This is a genomic window from Kribbella pratensis, from assembly GCF_004366075.1.
Taxonomy (GTDB): Bacteria; Actinomycetota; Actinomycetes; order Propionibacteriales; family Kribbellaceae; genus Kribbella; species Kribbella pratensis.
In genome coordinates this window covers 2,111,193-2,130,337 of sequence record NZ_SODU01000001.1, presented here as the reverse complement: position 1 = coordinate 2,130,337, position 19,145 = coordinate 2,111,193, and the positions used below count along the sequence as shown (strand labels likewise).

The following is a 19,145-nucleotide window of genomic DNA, read 5'->3' as shown; positions in this document are numbered from 1 at the left end:
CTAAGCCGCCTTGGCCGTAAGAGTCAGGTGGGTGATGCCGCTCGGGCTCGAGACCACCTCGATGTCGTACTTGTCCTCGAGCGCCTCCAGCCCGTCCCACAGCCGGACACCGCGGCCCAGCAGGATCGGGACCTGGGCGATGTGCGCGTAGTCGACCAGACCCGCGGCGAGGAACTCCCGTACGACGGTCGCCCCGCCGCCGAGCCGGATGTCGCCGCCGCCGGCCGCGGCGCGAGCCTGCTCGAGCGCCTCGCTCGGCGTGGCGTCGACGAAGTGGTACGTCGTCCCACCCTCCATCTCGACCGACGCGCGCGGGCGGTGGGTGAGCACGAACACCGGCGAGTGGAACGGCGGGTTCGGACCCCACCAGCCCTTCCACTCCGGGTCGTCCTGCCATCCGGGCGGACCGAACTTGCCGGCCCCCATGATCTCGGCGCCGATCCCGGGCTCGTGCCGTTCGGCGAACGCGTTCTCGATGCCGACGGTGCCACCGGGCAGGCCGTCCGACGCGTGGAAGAACCGGGTGCCGACCAACCACTCGTGCAGCCGCTCGCCGGCGTGCCCGAACGGGGCCTCCAGGGACTGGCCGTCCCCGGTGGCGAAGCCGTCGAGCGAGATCGCGAGATTGTGAACACGGACTTCGGACATCGGAATGCTCCTTTGTTTCGGCGCCGCCTTCCGGCGCCCTCACGGGAAGGTCGGCGCCGGCCATCCCGTCTTGACATCACCACACCGAAAATCTGCTTTTTGCCGCTGGTTCACCGTCGAAATGAGTCTGATTAGCGTGTGCTCCGGGGCGGGGCACAGTGTCCTGCTCGCTCAAGGAGGATGCGCAGATGGAGAGAGCTCACGTCAACAGGAGGACGGTCCTGGGCGGCCTGGCCGGGGCTGTCGGCGCCGCGGCGTTACCCGGCGGAACGGCGTACGGAAGCACCTCCACGGAGGCGAGGCCGCTGCGGCGGTACCCGGCGGCCTGGCCGGAGCTGGAGCCGTACGGCGCGGCTGACACCCGGCTCGACCTGTGGCCGCGTGACGACAACTCCTTCGTTCTGCCGCTCGAGCTACGGCCTCGTGACGAGGAGCTCGGGCGGGTGTGGATGCGTGACACGTACGTCAACTGCTTCACGGTCGACGGCCGCCCGCTGTACGTCGCAACAGGTACGACGCGCGTACCGGGGCGGCCCGCGGCCGGCCCGTGGAACGACGGCATCTTCGTCTGGACCGCACCGTCGCTGCACGGTCCGTGGCGGCTCGCCGACACGAGTGGGATCCGGCCCGACGCGGAGCGGGGGAAGGTCTGGTCACCCGAGTTCGTCGGCGAGAACACGCCCGGCCGTACTGTCGTCGCTCCATGGCAGGAGTACTGGTACGACGACCAGTTCGGCAAACGCGGAAACGCCTGGGCTCCCGAACTGCACTACTTCCGCGGTACCTGGTACATCGTCGCCTGCATGGGCGACCACTCCCGCAAGGTCGGATCGTTCCTGCTGATCAGCGAGGGCGGCGTCGAGGGTCCGTACCGGGTTGCCCAGGGCAACCTCACCAAGCCGTTCGGCGACTCCTTCATCGGCGGCCCGAGCTTCATCCTGCCCGGCGCCTACCATCACATCGACGGCGGCCTGTTCTCCGAGGGCGACGACGCGTGGCTCGTCCTGCACAACAACCTCTACGCGCGGTTCCGCGACGACATGGAGGACATCGTCCCCTCGACCAACCTGCCCACGTTCCGGCTGACCCCGTACTCGCCTGAGCCCTACCTCGAGGGTGCGTACGTGCTGAAGTACGGCGGAAAGTACTACCTCGTGCACGCCGGGTGGGACCGCGCGTCGACGAACCCGGACGGCAGCGCGCGCAACGCGTACGACCCGCCCGCGCCAGGCCGCGTCCAGTACCAGTACGACCTGATCATGGCGGTCTCGGACCACTTCGAAGGCCCGTACTCGAAACGCTGGACCGCAGGTGTCGGCGCCGGCCACAACAACGTGTTCGTCGACGCCTCCGGCCACCTGTGGGCGACCTTCTTCCGCAACCCCGCCTTCGGCTACTGGGCCGACCCCACCCGCATCGCCGACGCCGCAGTCCCCGGGGTCGTCCGCATGGAGTGGACAGGCCCAAACACCAACCGCCTCTACGTGCAACGCCGCAACAACGGCCTCACAACCAGCGGCTGAGGAGCCAGACCATGCCACCAACGCGAATCCTCACCCGAGTTATCGCCGTCGTCGGTGCGCTGGCCCTGGTGAGCGGCGGCTCCATCACCGGAGCCGCCGCGCCGGCACCCGACGCCTCAACCGAACCGCTTCCGGCGCTCGGCGCCCTAGGGGCCAACTACAACGAGAACCTGGACCAGTTGAACTATCTCGAGCTGCGGACGGCCCGCGCGAGCTGGGTCCGCGGCTTCTACACGCTGCCCGAGGCCGACGCCGTACCGCCTGAGCAGAGCGAGACTCTGCGGGTCATGCGCGACGCCCACAGCCGCGGCTACAAGACCCTGCTCAGCCTGAAGTTCCCGAAGACCTCGATGTCGTTCCCGCGACCGGGCAGCCCGGAGATGGCCGCCGAACTCGCGCGACTGGACCGGGTGCTGCCTCTGGTGTTCGGGACGGTCGACATCGTCACGATCGGCAACGAGCCGTTCATCGAGAGCCTGCCGGCTGAGCGCGACGAGCGTCTCAACGAGTTCTACGAAGCCGTGGCCCGCCATGTCGTCAACGCCCGGCCGGCTGGAAGCACCACCCATCTGTTCATGGGCGCCCTGAACCGGCTGGATCTGCCGCAGAACCGCACACCCGCCGTCGAGCGCTATCTGCGCTTCGTCCGCGAGACGCCCGAGCTCGAGGGCGTCGACCTGCATCCACACGTCGCCGACGAGGCCGCGATCCAGGCCTTCCTCGACTACACGTTGCCCAGGCTCCGGCCGAGCCAGACGTTCCTCGTCACCGAGTTCTCCCTCGTCTGGTACTGGCAGCAGCACCTCACCGACCGCATCCCGGTGGCCTTCGCCCAGCGATACGGCTATTCGCCGGACCGTCAGGTGTGGGAAGTCATCGGAGACGCCATCAAGCATCCGTTCCCCGCACGCAAATGGAACGACCTGCTGTCCGAGAGCCCATGGTTCGAGTCCAAGAAGCACTTCCTGCGGGACGAGCTGGACCGCTTCCGCGCCACGGGCCGACTGGCCGTCGCGACGTACGGCTTCCGGCAGATCCCGTCGATGACGGCCGGCTGGAGCGCCACCAAGGCACCGTGGCTGTTGAACAGTGTGTTCGCACCGCTGACGGTGCGGTCGCGCGACGACGCGATGTCGACGCCTGGCTATTCCTGGATCGACGACTTCCGCGCTCTGCAGTGAAGAGACCGTGGGCCCTCGAGCTGAGGGCCCACGGCAACTACTTCTGGTACGTCGTTTCGTCGAGGCCGCTCATGGTGGGGTCGTAGGCGACGTCTCCCACGTCGTACATGGACGTCATCCAGTGGTAGAAGTTGTCGCCGCGCTCCCGGAGCACCGTGTACAGCCGCCGCATCATCTGCGACCGTATGCCGGCCTGCTCCGGGTGCTGGTACACGTTGAGTAGTTCGTCCGGATCGAGTTCCAGGTCGTAGAGCTCGTTCACCGAGTCCGGATTCACCACGAGCTTGTACCGGTCCGTGCGCAGCATCCGTTGCGGGTAAGGGAAGTGGTGCCCGTGGAACTCGCACACGATGTCGGCGTCCCACTCGACCTGCTCGTCGTTCACCAGCGGCAGCAGACTCCGCGAGTCGACGGCCGCCGTCGGGTCGGCTCCGGCCAGTTCGAGGATCGTGGCGGTGCAGTCGAGCAGGCTGACGAACTCGTTCCGTACGACGCCCTCCGGCTGCCCCGGCACGCGGATCAGGCCGGGCGTGCGGTAGATGTCCTCGTACATCGCCGGCCCCTTGTCGTGCAGCCGGTGCGAGCCGGTGAACTCCCCGTGGTCGCAGGTGAAGAAGACCGAGGTGTCGCCGGCGAGCCCGAGCCGGCGCATCGCGTCCAGGACCCGGCCGAGCTGGAAGTCGATCAGCGCGACGTACCCCTGATAGATCGCGATCAGCTTACGTGTGGTCTCGATCGGCATGGTGTCGAACGTCCAGTGCGCGCTGTAGTTCTTCTGCACCATCGGCTTGCCCTGGAACGTCTCCGCCACCGATCGCGGCAGCTCGACATCCGCGGGATCGATCAGGTCGAAGTACTCGTCCGGGAGGATGTACGGCAGGTGCGGCCCGAAGAAGTGCAGGGCCAGGAAGAACGGCTGCTCCCGTTCACGGACGTCCGCGGCGTACCGCTCGAGCATCTCGATCGCACGGGTGGCGAGGTAGTGCTCGAACGTCGCCTCCGCCGGCTGGTGCAGCCGGGCGGCAAGCAGGTTGCCGGGCCCACCGTTGGGCAACGTGCCGCGGATCCGGTCCGAGATCTCGTACGGCGGTAGGTCGCGCTCCTCGAGGTACGCCAGGTAGTCGGGGTGATCCACCGGGTTGTGCCAGCCGGGCAGATCGGGGCCGTCGAACCCGAAGTCACCGGCCGACTTCTTGGTACCGACATGCCATTTGCCGATCAGTCCGCAGTTGTACCCCTTGTCGCGCAGCGCCTGGGAGAACGCGAACGTTCCTTCGCCCAGGTCCTCGAGGTACCCGACGTTCCGCTCGTAGTTCGCCAGCAGCTTGTGGCGGAACGGCGCCTGTCCGGTGAGCAGGCTGGCGCGAGCCGGCGTACAGATCGCCGTCGGCGTGTACCAGCGGTCGAACCGGGTCCCGGTGCGGGCCAGCTCGTCGAGGTTCGGGGTGGTCCCCAACTGGTTGCCGTAGGCACCGAGCGTGTCGGCCCGGTGCTGGTCGGTCATCAGGAACAGGATGTTCTTCGGCTCGGTCACTTGGCCGCCGCCGCGGTGAACAGGTCGCCGGTGTAGTAGGTCTTCGGATCGGCCTTCGACTTCAGCTTGCCGGCCTGGACGAAGTAGTCGGCCATCCCGTTCAGCCACTTGCCGATCGTGCCGTCCTTGGTCTTCGCGTCCAGTTCGTCGACCGACAGCACCTTGACGTTGCCCGCGTCGGCCTTGACCTGGTCGACCGGCACGCTGAGCATCTTCGCGGTCAGCTCGATCGACTTGTCCATGTTGGCGGAGCGGTAGGCCATCGCGTCCCGCAGTACGGCGATCGTCTTCTCGGTCTTGTCCTTCTGGCCGGACACCACGTCGTTGCCGGCCACGAACGCGGTCGGGAACGAGACCTGGGACTCGAAGTCGGAGTTCTTGGCGAGCTCCGTCAGGTCCGGGACCTGCTTCTTGATGGTTCCGATGGCGGGGTACCAGAAGCCGGCGGCGTCGATCTTCTTGGACGCGAACGCCGACACGATCGTCGAGGCGTCCATGTTGACGACCTTGACGTCCTTCTTCGTCATCCCGGCCTTCTGCAGCGCGAGGGTGAGGATCATGTCACCGGACGTGCCTTCCGGTACGCCGACGGTCTTGCCGCGGAGCTGGCCGATCGAGGTGGTGCCGGAGCGCGCGATCACCCGGTCGGCGTTGCCGAGGGTGTTGATCGCGACGATCTTCGCCTGCCCGGACGCCGGCAGCCAGAACGCACCCGGGCCGATGTAGCCGAAGTCGAGGTCGCCGGTGCCGAGGGCCTGGATCTGCAGCGGGCCGTTCGTGAACACCTTGGTGTCGGCCTTGAGGCCGTGCTTCTCCCAGAGCTTCTGATCCTTCGCGATCGCGAGCAGGCTGGTGCCGTTGTAGTCGGCGATGTAGCCGAACTCCACCTGCTGGAGGTCGCCGCTCGCGCTGTCGTCCGAGCCGCCTCCGCAGCCGGACAGGGCGAGCGCCAGGGCGGCGGCGCCGGCGGCCAGGGCCGTCAGTTTGCGTGAGAGTGACATGAGACGTCCTTAGGATCGAGCCGTCGCGGGTGACGGCAGAGAGGTTCCGGAATCGGCCGAGCTGCGGCCGTCCTGGTGGTACACGGAGTGCCAGACCCGGTTGCGCAGTACGGCGAACTCGGGGCTGAGGCGGAAGTCCTCCGACCGGGGGTACGGCAGGTCGACGTCGATCACGTCGTAGATCCGCCCGGGCCGGGCGGCCATCACGATGACGCGGTTCGCCAGGAAGACCGCCTCGTCGACGTCGTGGGTGATGAACATGACCGTGCGCTGCTCCTGGCTCCAGGTATCGAGGAGCTGCTCCTGCAGCTTGACCCGGGTCAGGGCGTCCAGGGCCCCGAACGGCTCGTCCATCAGCAGGATCGACGGGTTCACGGCGTACGCGCGGGCGATCGCGCACCGCTGCCGCATACCGCCGGACAGCATCTTGGGCAGCGCGTCGGCGAATTCGCCGAGCCCGACCAGGTCGATGAAGTGCTGGGCCCGTTCGCGTCGCTCGGCCTTGCCTGCGCCTGCGGTCTTGAGGCCGAACTCGACGTTCTTGCGCACGGTGAGCCACGGGAAGAGCGCGTACTGCTGGAAGATCACGCCACGCTCGGGCCCGGGACCTGACACCGGTACGCCGTCCACGAGCGCGCGCCCCGAGGTCGGTTCCTCCAGGCCCGCGAGGATGTTCAGCAACGTGCTCTTCCCACACCCCGACGGCCCCACGACGGTGATGAATTCGTTGTCGGCGATGTCCAGAGACACCTCGTCGAGTGCGGTGAACATGTCCTTGCCCAAGGCAAACGTCTTGGTGACGGACTGGACAGAGATCTTCATCGGCGCTCCTGCCATCCGGTGAGTTTGCGTTCGGCCATCAGCAGGACGCGGTCCATCAGCAGGCCGAGGATCCCGATCGAGATCAGCCCGACGAAGATCGTCGGCAGGTCGTAGTAGAGCTGCGCGTTCTGCATCCGGAAGCCGAGGCCCTGCTGGGCGGCGATCAGCTCGGCGGCGACCAGGGTGGCCCAGGCCGAGCCCAGCCCCACCCGCATGCCGACGAGGATGAACGGCGTCGACGCGGGCACCACCACCCGGGCGAAGATGCCGGCGTCCTTGGCGCCGAGCACCCGGGCGGCGTTGATCAGCGTGCGGTCGACGTTGACCACGCCCTGGAACGTCGAGATCACGCAGGCCAGGAACGCGGCCAGGAAGATGACGAAGATCTTCGGCGCCTCGCCGATCCCCATCAGCACGATGGCCAGCGGGATGATCGCCAGCGGCGGAACGGTGCGGAAGAACTGGATCCACGGCTCGACCAGTCCGCGGATCACGGCGTACCAGCCCATCAGGAACCCGACGGGAACGGCGGCGGCGGTGCCGAGTGCGAAGCCGATCAGGACCCGCGTCAGGCTGGCCAGGACGTCCTTGCCCAGCGTGCCGTTGCCGATCAGGGTGATCGCCTGGGCGACGACCTCGGGAGGCGTGGGCAGTTTGAGTCCGGCGAGAGCCAGCGCCCACCACACCGCGATACCGAGGCCGATCGAGACCGCGTTCAGGAGCAGGGGAAGACCACCGGCCCGGGCGCGCGTTCGTCCTCCGGCGCGGTCGCGCGGCTTGGCGCCGCGGGCGGTCTGGTCACTGATGACGGCCATCGGCCACTCCTCGGGTCTGCCGCGGGCGGATCGCCGTCCGCGAACCGGCGCCGGACGGCGCCGGTGTCTCTGGGTAGCCCGCCAGGAGCGGCGAGCTGTGGAACACCGCGGCGAGGGCGCCGAGTGCGCCGTCGTCGTCGGCGAGGTGCGCCGCCCGTACGCCGGGGGAGGCGGCGCCCGGGAAGAGCTCGTAGGCGACGGTCGCGGCGGCCTGCTGGACGATCACGGGCGCGAGCCGGGTGATCTCGCCGCCGATCACGATCTCGGCGGGGTTCAGCGCCATCGCGACGGCGGCGAGCACGCGGCCGACCGCGGCGGCAGCGTCGCGCAGTACCCGGTCGGCCACCGGGTGCGAACGGGCGACCGCGGCCGCGAGGTCGTCCAGGCTCTCTACCGGGAGCCCGGCTGCCCGGCAGGCGGCCAGGATCGCTGGGACCGAGGCGATGGTCTCGAGGCAGCCGTTCTTGCCGCAGCGACAGAGGTCGCCGTCGGCCCGCACCGTTACGTGGCCCAGTTCGCCGGCCAGCCCGGCGGAACCGGACACGAGCCGACCGCCGACCACGAGCCCGCCGCCGACTCCGTCGGACAGGCGCACGTAGAGGAGGTGCTCGATTGCCTTCGCACCGAAGATCGCTTCCGCTAGCGCTGCTAGCCGGGTGTTGTTGTCGACGATCACCGGTGCGCCGAACCGCTCGCAGAACGCTTCGTCGACCGAGGCCTCGTGGAAGCCGTCGGCAGCCGCCCGGTGGGACGGGTAGTCGCGCACGCCCGGCTTGCCCGAGTACGGCCCCGGGATGCCGATCCCCACACCCTGCAGGGCGCCGTAGTGGACGCCGTACTCGTCGCTGAGCCGCTCCACCAGGCGGAACGCGACGTCGAGCCGGGTCGGCCAGTCGACATGGTCCTCGTACCGGTCGGAGCCCGAGGCCACGATCTCGTGCGAGGCGTCGGCCACGACGACGTGCACGCGGCGATGCCCGAAATCGACGCCCATGAACTGTCCGGAGGCCGGATCCAGGGCCAGCCGCTCGGCGGGCCGGCCGCTGCCCTCACGGTGCGCCGCGTCGGTGTCGGTCACCACGATGGCGCCCCGCTGCAGCAGGCTCCCGGTGATCTCGGACAGGGTGGTTCGGGACAGGCCGACGGCACGGGCGATCTGGTTCCGGCTGAGCGCGCCCTGCTCCCGCAGCACCTGGAGGACCCGCTCTTCGTGGGTCCTCCGCACCAGCGCCTGCACTCCTGGATAGGTCTGCACGATGGTGACGCTAGGAACCCGGAATTATTCCGTCAACACTCCGACAAAATTCAACTCCCTTTTCGACGGCCGCGACGCAATTCCCCGCCGGGCTCGCGCCTGGTCACGGCTGCAGGAGCGCCTTGATCGCCTGACGACCGTCCATCGCCTCGTAGGCCTTGGCGGCATCGGACAAGGGGAGGGTGAGGTCGAAGACCTTGCCCGGGTCGATCTCGCGCCGGGAGATCAGGTCGATCAGCGTGGGCAGGTACTGGCGGACGGGCGCGGGTCCGCCGTGCAGGTGCACGCCGGAGAAGAACAGCTCGTCGCCGGGCAGCGCCACGTCGTGGGCAACACCAACGTAACCGACGTGACCGCCGGGGCGGGTGGAGCGGATGGCCTGGAGCATCGACTCCTGGCTGCCGACGGCCTCGACAACGCTGTGGGCGCCGTAGCCGTTGGTGAGCTCCTTGACGCGCGCGACCCCCTCGTCCCCGCGTTCGATGACGATGTCTGTCGCGCCGTACTCCAGTGCGAGGCTCTGCCTGGACTCGTGACGGCTCATCGCGATGATGCGTTCGGCGCCGAGGTGCTTCGCCGCGAGTACGCCGAGGAGCCCGACCGCGCCGTCGCCCACAACGGCCACCGTCTTACCCGGTCCCGCTTGGGCCGCGACCGCGGCGAACCAGCCGGTCCCGAGCACGTCCGACGCCGCCAGGAAGGAGGGAACCAGGTCAGCGTCGGGCAGGCCGCCGGTCGCGACCAGAGTGCCGTCCGCGAGCGGTACCCGGGCCAGCTCCGATTGGGTGCCGATGGCACCCATCAGCTCGGCGTGGACGCAGCGTGACTGGTAACCGGCCCGGCAGATCTCGCACGTGTTGTCGGAGGCGAAGAACGAGCCGATGACGAAGTCGCCGGGCTTCACGGTGGTCACCTCGGAGCCGATCTCCTCGACGACACCGACGTACTCGTGCCCCATCGGCGTCGGCCCGGCGAGCTTGTCCTGGCCGCGGTACGGCCACAGGTCGGAACCGCACACGCAGGTCGCGCTGAGCCGGATGATCGCGTCGGTCGGCTTCTGGATGATCGGGTCGGGGCGGTCCTCGACGCGGACATCGCCGGGACCGTACATCATGACTCCACGCATGGCTGGGAACCTTTCTGGTTGGTGATCAGTGCGATCAAGGACGCAAGGGTGAGGGCAACCACGATGGATGCCATCGGTACGGCGGTACTCGCACCGCCGATGCCTGCGAGTGGGGCGATCACTCCGGCGGTACACCACTGCAGGAAACCCAGCAGTGCCGATCCGGTACCGGGATGCTCCGGAATCTGAGCTGAGGCCAGTGCCCCGGCGTTCGGGCCGACGAATCCCTGGGCGGTCATCAGGACGAAGAAGCCGACGAGCGCCACCCCGAGCGGCATGCCGAACCAAAGCGCGCCGACGAGCAGGAGAGCTCCCGCCAGACCGGTCACGACCAGTCCGAGGAGCACGATCTTCCGGGTCGGGACACGATCGGCCAGTCGTGCGGAGAGCAGTGTCGCGATGGTCAGGCCGACGGCGTTGAACGCGAAGTCCACCGAGTACGCGGCCGGGGAGAGGCCGTTCATCGATTGCAGCACGAAGGCCGACGTGGCGACGTACGCGAAGATCGTGCCCATCGAGAACGCGAACACCAGCAGGTACCCGAGGAAGCCGCGGTGGCGCAGGATGCGACCGGCCGGCCGGCCGGAATGGTATCCACGCCGGAGCGTCTCGGGTACGCCGAACGCGACCGCCACCACCATCAGCGCGGCGAGGGTGGCGACGACCCAGAACGACACGCGCCAGTGGGTGAACTGCAGAACGGCTGCCCCGAGCAACGGTCCGACGATGGGCGCGATCCCCGCGACGCCGGCGACCACGTTCATCGCCCGGACCAGCCGCGCTCCGGAAGTCAGGTCCACGACGATCGACCGAGCGATGACCATCGCCCACCCGCCGCTGAACCCCTGCAGCAGCCGGGCGACCATCAGCACGCCGATCGTCGGGCTGAACGCGCACAGGACCGACGCAGCCATCAGTACCAGGAGCGAGACGAGCAACGGGCGACGCCGGCCGACGCGGTCCGAGAACGGTCCGCCGAGTAGCTGGCCCAACGCCATACCGACGAAGAACGTGGTCAGGGTCAGCTGCACCTCGGTTGCGCCGGTGCCGAGATCGCGCGCGACCAGCGGGAACGCCGGCACGTACATGTCGGTGGCCAGTGGCGCGATCGCGGTGATCAGCACCACCGTGGCAAGCACAGTGGCGGTCAGCGCCGCGTCACGGCTGGTCGGCTGCGGCCGGGTGACGGTGCGGGGCATGTCTCCATGCAAGCGCCGGCAGAGACGCTGAAGAAGTCACGCTCGAGAGGTGTACCAGCAGTACATCCCTCGCGAGGTACGCCGCCGGTACTGTCGATGACATGGACAACAAGACCGAGGTCCGTGAGTTCCTGACATCACGACGGGCGAAGCTGACGCCGTCGGACGTGGGACTCCCGGCGGTCGGCCAGCGCCGCGTGGCCGGTCTGCGGCGCAGCGAGGTGGCCATGCTGGCCGGGGTGAGCGTCGAGTACTACGCGAAGCTCGAACGCGGAACGATCGCGGGAGCCTCGTCGGCGGTGCTCGAGGCCATCGCACAGGCGCTTCGGCTCGACGACACCGAGCGCGCGCACCTGCTCGATCTCGCCCGGACGGCCGACGGCATCCCGACCTCGGGCCGCCGTCGTCGCCGTACGACGGCGCAGGCAACCTCTCGGCCGAGCCTCCAGTGGGCGCTGGAGGCGATCACCGACGGGGTCGCATTCGTCCGCAACCCGGCGCAGGACCTGCTCGCCACGAACGCGCTCGGACGGATCTTCTACTCGCCGGTGATCGGCGAAGGTGGCCGGACGCCGAACCTGGCCCGCTTCCAGTTCCTCGACCCGGCCTCGCGCGACTTCTACCCGGACTGGGACCTGTTCGCGCACATGTGCGTCGCGATCATGCGCGCCGAGGCAGGCCGCGATCCGCACGACCGCGGGCTGCAGGACCTGGTCGGCGAGCTGTCCACGCAGAGCGAGACGTTCCGCCAACTGTGGGGCGCCCACGATGTCCGGACCCACGGCAGTGGCACCAAGCGATTCCACCACCCCGAGGTCGGCGAGCTCACCCTCGTCTACGAGGAACTGGCGATCACGGCCGAGCCGGGCCTCGTCCTCCTCGTCTACACCGCCGAACCCGGGTCTCCGTCCGCGGAGAAGCTGCGGCTCCTCGCCTCCCTCGCCGCCGACCGGACGCCGGCCCGGTAGTGCGAACCGCTCCGTGTGTCAGCTGACCGTGCGGCGGAGGGTGATGTTGCCGCCGTGGGTGCGGGCGCGGACGGTGACGGTGCGGGCGGGGTTCTCGATGGACTCCAGGTCGTTGAACACCCGGCCGATCGAGGTGTGGGCGTCCAGCGCGGCCGCGGTGCCCGCGGGGACGCCGATCGCGACCTCGCCGGTGGCGGTGTAGAGGTCGAGGGTGCCGGTGCCGAGGGCGCCGACGCGGATGTCGCCGTTCGCCGTCCGCGCGTTGACCTCGGTGCCGGCCGCCTCGACGGTGATGTGGCCGGTGGCGGACTTGGCGCGCAGCGTGCCGGCCACCTTGCCGACCCGGATGTCGCCGTTCGCGGTCTTCAGCTCACACGAGCCGACCTCGCCCTCGACGACGTACTCGCCCTTGGCCGTGTATCCCTGGACATCGGACCCGGTGGGCAGCTCGATCAGCACCTCGACCGCGCCGTACCGCTTGCTGAACACGGACCGCAGCTTCGGGTGCCTGACCTGCAGCTTCCCGTCGGTGAACTCGATGACCACCTGCGCGGCGGCCTTCGCATCCAGCTCCCAGGTGGGGTCGACGGGCCGGACCTCGACGACGGTGTCGTTCCGGTCGCTCGCCTTGACGGTGATGTCGCCGAAGATGATGTCCACGGCGGCGGAGATCGGTGCGGGGGTGCTGAAAGTCGACATGTGATCGCTCCTTGAGGGTCAGTGCGGACACTCTGGCCCGACCTCCTGACAGGGCTCTGTGATCCCGGCAGCCACGGTGCTGACACCGTGTAGGCGGCGTGTCAGGTGCGTGTCAGGACACCCGCCGAAGGTGTTCCCATGACAACTTCGGCGATCGCGGTCACAGGACTGCGCAAGGCATTCGGCGACAAGACCGTGCTCGACGGGATCGACCTCGACGTCCCCGCGGGTACCGTCTTCTCCCTGCTCGGCCCGAACGGGGCCGGCAAGACGACGACGGTGAACGTGCTGACCACGTTGACCAAGGCCGACAGCGGCACGGTCCGGGTGGCCGGGCACGACGTCGCGACCGACGCGAAGGCGGTCCGGTCCGCGATCGGCGTCACCGGCCAGTTCGCGGCCGTGGACGAGCTGCTGACCGGCCGCGAGAACCTCCAGCTGATGGTCGACCTGAGCCCGGGCGCGGGCAACGAGGTCGTCGGCCGGCTCCTGGAGCGCTTCGACCTGGCGGAGGCGGCCGACAAGGCTGCGGCGACGTACTCCGGTGGTATGCGCCGCAAGCTCGACCTGGCGATGACCCTGGTCGGCGACCCGCAGATCATCTTCCTCGACGAGCCGACGACGGGCCTCGACCCGCGCAGCCGGCGCACCATGTGGACGATCATCCGCGAACTGCTGGCCGACGGCGTGACCATCTTCCTGACCACGCAGTACCTCGACGAGGCCGACCAGCTGGCCGACAAGATCGCGGTACTCGACAAGGGCCGATTGGTTGCCCAAGGCACGCCGGAAGAGCTCAAGCGGCAGATCCCCGGCACCCACGTCCGGTTCCGCTTCGGCTCCGTCGAGGACCTCGACACCGCCGCCCGGATCATGCCCGACTCGACCCGGGACGACGACGCGCTGACGCTGCGGGTCCCCAGCGACGGCGGCACCCAGTCGGTCCGCAAGCTGCTCGACCGGCTCGACGAGTACTCGGTCGACGCCGACGAGTTCTCCGTCAACACCCCTGACCTCGATGACGTATTCCTCGCCCTGACCGGCCACGACACCGCGGAGGTAGTCGCGAAATGAAGAACCCCTCGATCGTGATGCTGCGCCGCAACCTGAAGCACATCGCGCGGAACCCGACGTCGGTGTTCAACGCGGTCCTGATGCCGGTCGTGGTGATGCTGATGTTCGTCTACATGCTCGGCGACGCGTTCAGCGTCGGCGTCCCGTACGTCGACTACGCAACGCCCGGCATGCTCCTGCTGGCGGTCTGCTACGGGCTCGGCGCCGTGGCGACGGCAGTGAACTCCGACATGACCAAGGGCATCATCAACCGCTTCAAGGTGATGGACGTGCCGCGGGGCGCGGTCCTGACCGGGCACGTGATCGCCAGCGTGATGACCAACCTGATCGCGATCGCCGCGATCATCGGGGTCGCGTTCGCACTCGGCTTCGACCCGTCGGCGAGCTTCGCCCAGTGGCTCGGCGTCATCGGTCTCGTCGTACTGCTCGGGATCGCGACCGGCTGGCTGACCGTTGCCCTCGGCCTCTTCGCGAAGACTCCGGAGACCGCGGGCCTCGCCTCGGTGCCGCTGGTGATGCTGCCGTTCTTCAGCAGCGCGATCGTGCCGGCCGACAAGATGGGTCCCGGCGTGAAGCAGTTCGCGCAGTACCAGCCGTTCACGCCGATCATCGAGAGCCTGCGCGGCCTGCTGAACGGCGCGCCGGAGACCGGCGACCTGATCGCCGCGTTCGCCTGGTGCCTCGGGATCGCCGTGGTCGGGTACTTCTGGGCGACCTCGACGTTCAAGAAGCGAGCGTGACCTCGACGAGCTCTCGCCAGCTCGCCTGCCGGCCCTCTACCGTCGCCTCGGTGAACTTCGCGTCACCGAGGCGGCGGCGCGTTTCCTGCGCCACCTTGGCGACATCGGGGTTGGACCGGTCCGGCAGTCCCCGTACGACGGCACTCGCGGCAAGCAGCCGCGCGGCCTGCTCGTCCTGATCGGTGCGCAAGGCCAGATCCGCGATCCCGATGAGCATCTGGGCGATCCCGGGGGCGTGCCCGCTTTCGCTCGCTGCCTGGAACGCCGCGCTGCGGTGCTGCCAGGCCTGGTCGAGATCCGCGGCCAGGTAGCCGAGCATGTCCTGGATCGTCACGCGCAGGTTCGGCCGCTCCGCCTCGTGGCCCAGCAGGGTCGTCGCGAGGTCGAGCTGCCGGCGTGCCTCCTCGGCGTCGCCGCTCCAGCGCGCGAGCTCCGCCTTGCACAACGCCAGCTCGACCAGCGCCTCCGGCCAGGCCACGCGTTCTGCCTGCCGCAGCGATGCCGCCATCGCGGTGGCACTCGCCTCGTGGTCGTCCGCGAGCCAGTACAGCTGGGCCTGCCGCGACCGCATCCGTACCACGTCCTCGGTGGCCCCGACCTCCTCGGCGACCGCGATCGCCTGCTCGTAGTACTCGCAGGCGTCGGCGAACTCACCACGTACGGCGACCCGGTCCGCGAGCTCGGTCAACGCGAACGACATCCCCCAGCGCTCGCCGATCGCCCGGAACTCCTCGACCGCCGTCGCGACCGCGCGATCCGCGTCCGGGTCGCCGTCGCCGAGCATGATCCGCATCTTCCCGGTCTGCAAACGCGCAAGCGCCCGTACCCAGGGATCTTCGTCGGTGAGCAACGGCTCGAAGGCGGACACGAACGAGTCCGGTCCGCGCAGCAGCCCTTCCAGCGCGGTCGACATGGTCACCGCGGGGTGCGGGCTCTTGACCCGCTGGCTGATGTCCGCGGCCTTGCGGATCCAGTCCTCCGCGTTGAACTGGTCACGGCCACGCCCAGAGGTCATGAAGGTGGCGACGAACGCGTACACCACGGCGCGGCTCTCGTCGGGCACCTCGCCCGGCAGGTCCGGGGCAGCCATCAGGAACTCGCTGCCCTCGACCTTGTGCCCGGCGAACCACCAATACCACCCGCCGGCCGCGGCCAGCCGCATCGCGCCCACCGCGTCACGGGCTGCCAGTGCGGCCCGCATCGCCGCCGCGATGTTGTCATGTTCGCCTTCGACGATCGCCAGCCATTCGAGCTGCTCGGCGCGCCGCAGGTGCGGGTCGGCGGTCTCGACCAGCTCGGTGAAGTAGGCGAGATGGGTACGGCGGGTCTGGTCGGTCTCGCCCGCCTCGTCGAGACGCTGCTGGGCGTACTCCTTGATCGTGCCGAGCAGCCGGTACCGCGGCGCGCCCTCGTCCTTCGTGACCACCAGCGACTTCTCGGTCAACGCGGTCAGCAGGTCGAGCACCTCCCACGACTCGACCTCCCCACCTACACAGACCTGCTCGGCCGCCTCCAGGCTCGCGCCGCCCGCGAAGACCGACAGCCTGCGTAGGGCAGCCCGCTCGGCGTCGGACAGCAGCTCCCAGCTCCAGTCGACCACTGCGCGCAGCGTGCGGTGGCGGGGGAGCGCCGTACGACTGCCGCCCGTCAAGAGGCGGAAACGGTCGTCAAGACGGTTCGCGAGCTGCTCCAGCGACATCGTGCGCAGCCTGGCGGCGGCCAGCTCGATCGCCAGCGGCATACCGTCCAGGGCACGGCAGATCCGGGCCATAGTTTCGGGGTCCAAGGCGAGGTCCGCGCGGACGGCCCGTGCCCGATCCTGCAGTAGACGGACGGCCGGCGAAGCGTCGATGTCGCTGTTGTCGGTGGGGAGCGCCAGTGGTGCGACCGGCCACAACGCCTCGCCGGTGATACCGAGCGGTTCCCGGCTGGTCGCCAGGATCCGCAGCCGCGGGCACTCGCCGAGCACCCGGTGAGCGAACGTCGCCGCGGACTCGATCACATGCTCGCAGTTGTCCAGGATCAGCAGCATCGCCCGCTCGCGGACCGCGGCGATCACGCGGTCCGTCGGGTCCGCGTCCGGTACGTCGCCGAGCAGTGCGTCCCGCAGCGCGAGCGCGCCGAGCGTGGCCTGCGCCACATCACCGTCGGCGCCGATCGCCGCGAGCTCGACCATCCAGGCGCCGTCGGGGAGGTCTTTTAGAACAGTCCGCGCAGTCTCGGTCGCGAGCCGGGTCTTACCCGATCCGCCCGGTCCGATCAGTGTCGTCAGGCGGTGCCCGGCGATCAGGTCGCGGACTCCTGCGATGTCGGCGTCCTTGCCGACGTACGTCGTGAGTTCTTCGCGGAGGTTCGTGTTCCGCTTCTCGTCCCGGCGTACCAGCTCGCCGCGGAGGAGGGCGACGTGCAGGGCGGACAGCTCCGGTGAGGGGTCGACGCCGAGCTCGTCGGCGAGGGTCTCGCGGGTGCGCTCGTACACGCGGAGCGCCTCGGTGTCGCGGCCGGAGGCGACCAGGGCGCGCATCAGGGCGGCGACGAGGCGTTCGCGCACCGGGTGGGCGGCGACCAGGTCGGTCAGCTCGGTGACGAGTTCCGCGCCGTGACCGAGGGTGATCTCGGCGTCGTACCGGTCCTCCATCGCGGTCAGGCGGAGCCCGTCGAGCCGGGTCACGGCCGCGTCGAACGCGCCGCTCTCGGTCAGCCCGACGTCCTGCATCGCCGGCCCGCGCCACAGCACGAGCGCCTCACGCAGCAGCCGGACACCTTGCGGGTCCTGGTCGGTGCGGGCACGGGTGAGGAGGCGTTCGAACCGTACGGCGTCCACCGCGTCGGGATCGATCTGCAGCCGGTACCCGTCCGTGTGCCCCTCGACCGAGCCCTCCGGAAGTACCTTGCGCAGCCGCGACACCAACCGCTGCAAGGCGTTCGCGGCGTCGGTCGGTGGCTGCTCACCCCAGATCCAGTCCACCAACGTGGCCTTGGGAACCACCCGCCCGGCGTCCAGCGCAAGCACAACCAACAGCCCACGCAACCGCGCCCCCGGCACGTCGACAAGCCCCCCATCGCCCGCCCGCACCTCGAACGGCCCCAGCATCCCAATCTGCACCCAGCAGATCTTGCCATGGCAGCAGTGCTCAGCCGGCGACTTCCTCCACGCAGGCGATCACCAGGTCCGGACGGTCGATGTGCATGTAGTGCCCCGAGTCCGGCACCACCTGGTGCCGCCCATCGCATTCGGTAGCCAGCTGCTCCTGCACCGCTATGACCTGGGGAGTGAACTCGGGCGGTCTGCCTTTGGTGGCGGTGAGGAGTACGACGGGGATCTCGGGCCAGACAGCCTGCCTACGGCGGGCGGTCAGGTCGTCGACGTGGTCGAGGATCATCGGGAGCTCGTCGAGGTAGGTGAACAGCTGTGCGTCGGTCTCCAGGTACGACAGACACGCGTCGGTGAGAAGTTGCGTGAGGTGCTGGTCCGCGCCGACGCTACGGGCGACGTCGGCGGCGAGTTCGTGCCCGAATGCCAGGACATCTTCGGTCCGGGGGTCATCAGCTGCCGGGCGGGTACGGTCCGCACTGGCCTCTGGAGGGGCGTCGGTCCAGAAGGTTTCGTGCGACGGATCGAGAAGGACCAGCCCGGTGACCAGATCAGGCCGCGTCCAGGTGGCGAACTGTGCGAGCAGCCCACCCCAGCTGTGCCCAACGACCACCGACGGTCCGGCTTCTTCGAGTACGGCGATCAAGTCGTCGACCTGACCGTCTAGGCTGAGCGGAGCAGGATCGCTGGCACCGTAGCTGGCCCGGTCGTACGCGATCACGCGATGCTCCGAGACAAGCCCCTTGAACACCGCCGCGAAGCCGGCGACCGGCGACATCGCCCCCGCCTCGAGCACCACCGGCGTACCGCTTCCGCCCTGGACCCACTGCAACAGCCGGCCGCCCCGATCGAGCGCGCACCGGGAAACACCCCCACCGGTGAGCGCGTCGAACGCGACAACCACACGATCACGCGCCTGCGAGCCGTTCAGCATCTGCCGAGGCTAGCAAGGCAAAAGAGCCCTAGCTCAGAGCCCTCTTCACGAGCGCGACGATCTGCTTCTCGACTGCCGGGGTCAGCTTCGTGATGGCGTACGACGTCGGCCACATGTCGCCGTTGTCGAGGTTGGCGGAGTCCTGGAAACCGAACGTGGAATAGCGGTACTTGAACTTGGCCGCGTCCTGGAAGAAGCAGACGATCTTGCCGTTCTTCGCCCAGCCGGGCATGCCGTACCAGAGCTTCGGCGTCAGTTCCGGCGCGATCTGCGGGATCAGCTCGTTCAGCCGCTCGGCGATCTCGCGGTCGGCGTCCGCCATCGTCGCGATCTTCGCCGCCTGCGCCTCGGCCGGGTCCTCCTTGCTCTTCAGCTCCTTCGCGTGCTCCTTCATCGCGTCCCGCTCAGCGTCGGTGAACCCGTCGTACGACTTCTTCTTCGTGGTGGCCATTGGAGTGTCCCTCTCTGGTTGTCGTCTCCGAACACCCCAAACACTAGAAGCCGCCGAACCCCCGCGCTTCTTGAAAACTGA

17 protein-coding genes are annotated in these 19,145 nt (G+C 68.9%); 5 read left to right on the top strand and 12 right to left on the bottom strand.

Translation table 11 applies throughout. From position 1 onward, the window contains the following. A complete protein-coding gene (locus EV137_RS10065) occupies nt 1-648 on the bottom strand; it encodes a dihydrofolate reductase family protein (protein ID WP_134128049.1) in 648 nt (215 codons plus the stop codon). 188 nt (nt 649-836) lie between these two features. Here EV137_RS10065 and EV137_RS10060 point away from each other — a divergent pair, with 188 nt between their 5' ends. After that, a complete protein-coding gene (locus tag EV137_RS10060) occupies nt 837-2,171 on the top strand; it encodes a family 43 glycosylhydrolase (RefSeq protein WP_134128046.1) in 1,335 nt (444 codons plus the stop codon). A gap of 11 nt (nt 2,172-2,182) precedes the next feature. Next, nucleotides 2,183-3,352 carry a hypothetical protein gene (locus EV137_RS10055; protein WP_134128044.1) on the top strand — a complete coding sequence of 390 codons (1,170 nt, stop codon included), beginning with the start codon at nt 2,183-2,185 and terminating at the stop codon, nt 3,350-3,352. A 37-nt stretch (nt 3,353-3,389) separates the two neighbouring features. Here EV137_RS10055 and EV137_RS10050 read toward each other — a convergent pair whose 3' ends face one another. The 7 genes from EV137_RS10050 to EV137_RS10020 all read right to left on the bottom strand — a co-directional run bounded on the left by EV137_RS10050 (nt 3,390) and on the right by EV137_RS10020 (nt 11,104). Beyond that, entirely contained in the window at nt 3,390-4,886 is a 1,497-nt protein-coding gene (locus tag EV137_RS10050; protein WP_238175204.1) for a sulfatase family protein, read from the bottom strand. Beyond that, nucleotides 4,883-5,887 (bottom strand): aliphatic sulfonate ABC transporter substrate-binding protein, encoded by a 1,005-nt coding sequence (locus EV137_RS10045; RefSeq protein WP_134128042.1) that lies wholly within the window; start codon nt 5,885-5,887, stop codon nt 4,883-4,885. Before EV137_RS10045 ends, EV137_RS10050 begins: the two co-directional genes overlap by 4 nt. Nucleotides 5,888-5,896: 9 nt before the next feature. Continuing rightward, nucleotides 5,897-6,709 (bottom strand): ABC transporter ATP-binding protein, encoded by an 813-nt coding sequence (locus tag EV137_RS10040; RefSeq protein ID WP_238175203.1) that lies wholly within the window; start codon nt 6,707-6,709, stop codon nt 5,897-5,899. Continuing rightward, a complete protein-coding gene (locus EV137_RS10035; protein WP_134128040.1) occupies nt 6,706-7,524 on the bottom strand; it encodes an ABC transporter permease in 819 nt (272 codons plus the stop codon). Before EV137_RS10035 ends, EV137_RS10040 begins: the two co-directional genes overlap by 4 nt. Continuing rightward, entirely contained in the window at nt 7,508-8,779 is a 1,272-nt protein-coding gene (locus EV137_RS10030) for an ROK family transcriptional regulator (RefSeq protein WP_134000376.1), read from the bottom strand. The genes EV137_RS10035 and EV137_RS10030 overlap by 17 nt, the downstream gene beginning before the upstream one ends. Nucleotides 8,780-8,882: 103 nt before the next feature. Next, a complete protein-coding gene (locus tag EV137_RS10025) occupies nt 8,883-9,905 on the bottom strand; it encodes a zinc-dependent alcohol dehydrogenase family protein (RefSeq protein WP_134128038.1) in 1,023 nt (340 codons plus the stop codon). After that, complete coding sequence (locus tag EV137_RS10020) at nt 9,890-11,104, bottom strand: multidrug effflux MFS transporter (protein ID WP_134128036.1); 1,215 nt, start codon at nt 11,102-11,104, stop codon at nt 9,890-9,892. Before EV137_RS10020 ends, EV137_RS10025 begins: the two co-directional genes overlap by 16 nt. Before the next feature lie 101 nt (nt 11,105-11,205). Here EV137_RS10020 and EV137_RS10015 point away from each other — a divergent pair, with 101 nt between their 5' ends. Next, nucleotides 11,206-12,072 (top strand): helix-turn-helix transcriptional regulator, encoded by an 867-nt coding sequence (locus EV137_RS10015; RefSeq protein WP_134128034.1) that lies wholly within the window; start codon nt 11,206-11,208, stop codon nt 12,070-12,072. Between the two features lie 18 nt (nt 12,073-12,090). Here the strand turns inward: EV137_RS10015 and EV137_RS10010 are convergent, their stop codons facing one another. Further along, the gene (locus tag EV137_RS10010) at nt 12,091-12,771 is read right to left on the bottom strand and encodes a DUF4097 family beta strand repeat-containing protein (protein ID WP_134128032.1); all 681 of its coding nucleotides are present in this window, start codon (nt 12,769-12,771) and stop codon (nt 12,091-12,093) included. A 138-nt stretch (nt 12,772-12,909) separates the two neighbouring features. On the opposite strand from EV137_RS10010, the gene EV137_RS10005 reads away from it, so the two are divergent. Then, nucleotides 12,910-13,845, top strand: coding sequence for an ATP-binding cassette domain-containing protein (locus tag EV137_RS10005; protein WP_134128030.1), 936 nt, complete (start codon nt 12,910-12,912; stop codon nt 13,843-13,845). Beyond that, nucleotides 13,842-14,585: an ABC transporter permease gene (locus EV137_RS10000; protein ID WP_134000364.1), complete on the top strand. Its 744-nt coding sequence runs from the start codon at nt 13,842-13,844 to the stop codon at nt 14,583-14,585. The genes EV137_RS10005 and EV137_RS10000 overlap by 4 nt, the downstream gene beginning before the upstream one ends. Here the strand turns inward: EV137_RS10000 and EV137_RS09995 are convergent. Genes EV137_RS09995 through EV137_RS09985 form a run of 3 tightly spaced genes read right to left on the bottom strand, consistent with a single transcriptional unit; the run spans nt 14,569 to nt 19,064 of the window. Next, nucleotides 14,569-17,691, bottom strand: coding sequence for an AfsR/SARP family transcriptional regulator (locus tag EV137_RS09995; protein WP_134128028.1), 3,123 nt, complete (start codon nt 17,689-17,691; stop codon nt 14,569-14,571). The genes EV137_RS10000 and EV137_RS09995 overlap by 17 nt on opposite strands. Before the next feature lie 28 nt (nt 17,692-17,719). Beyond that, the gene (locus tag EV137_RS09990) at nt 17,720-18,613 is read right to left on the bottom strand and encodes an alpha/beta fold hydrolase (protein ID WP_134128026.1); all 894 of its coding nucleotides are present in this window, start codon (nt 18,611-18,613) and stop codon (nt 17,720-17,722) included. Between the two features lie 28 nt (nt 18,614-18,641). Next, nucleotides 18,642-19,064 carry an iron chaperone gene (locus tag EV137_RS09985; RefSeq protein WP_134128024.1) on the bottom strand — a complete coding sequence of 141 codons (423 nt, stop codon included), beginning with the start codon at nt 19,062-19,064 and terminating at the stop codon, nt 18,642-18,644. Nucleotides 19,065-19,145: the final 81 nt, after the last annotated feature.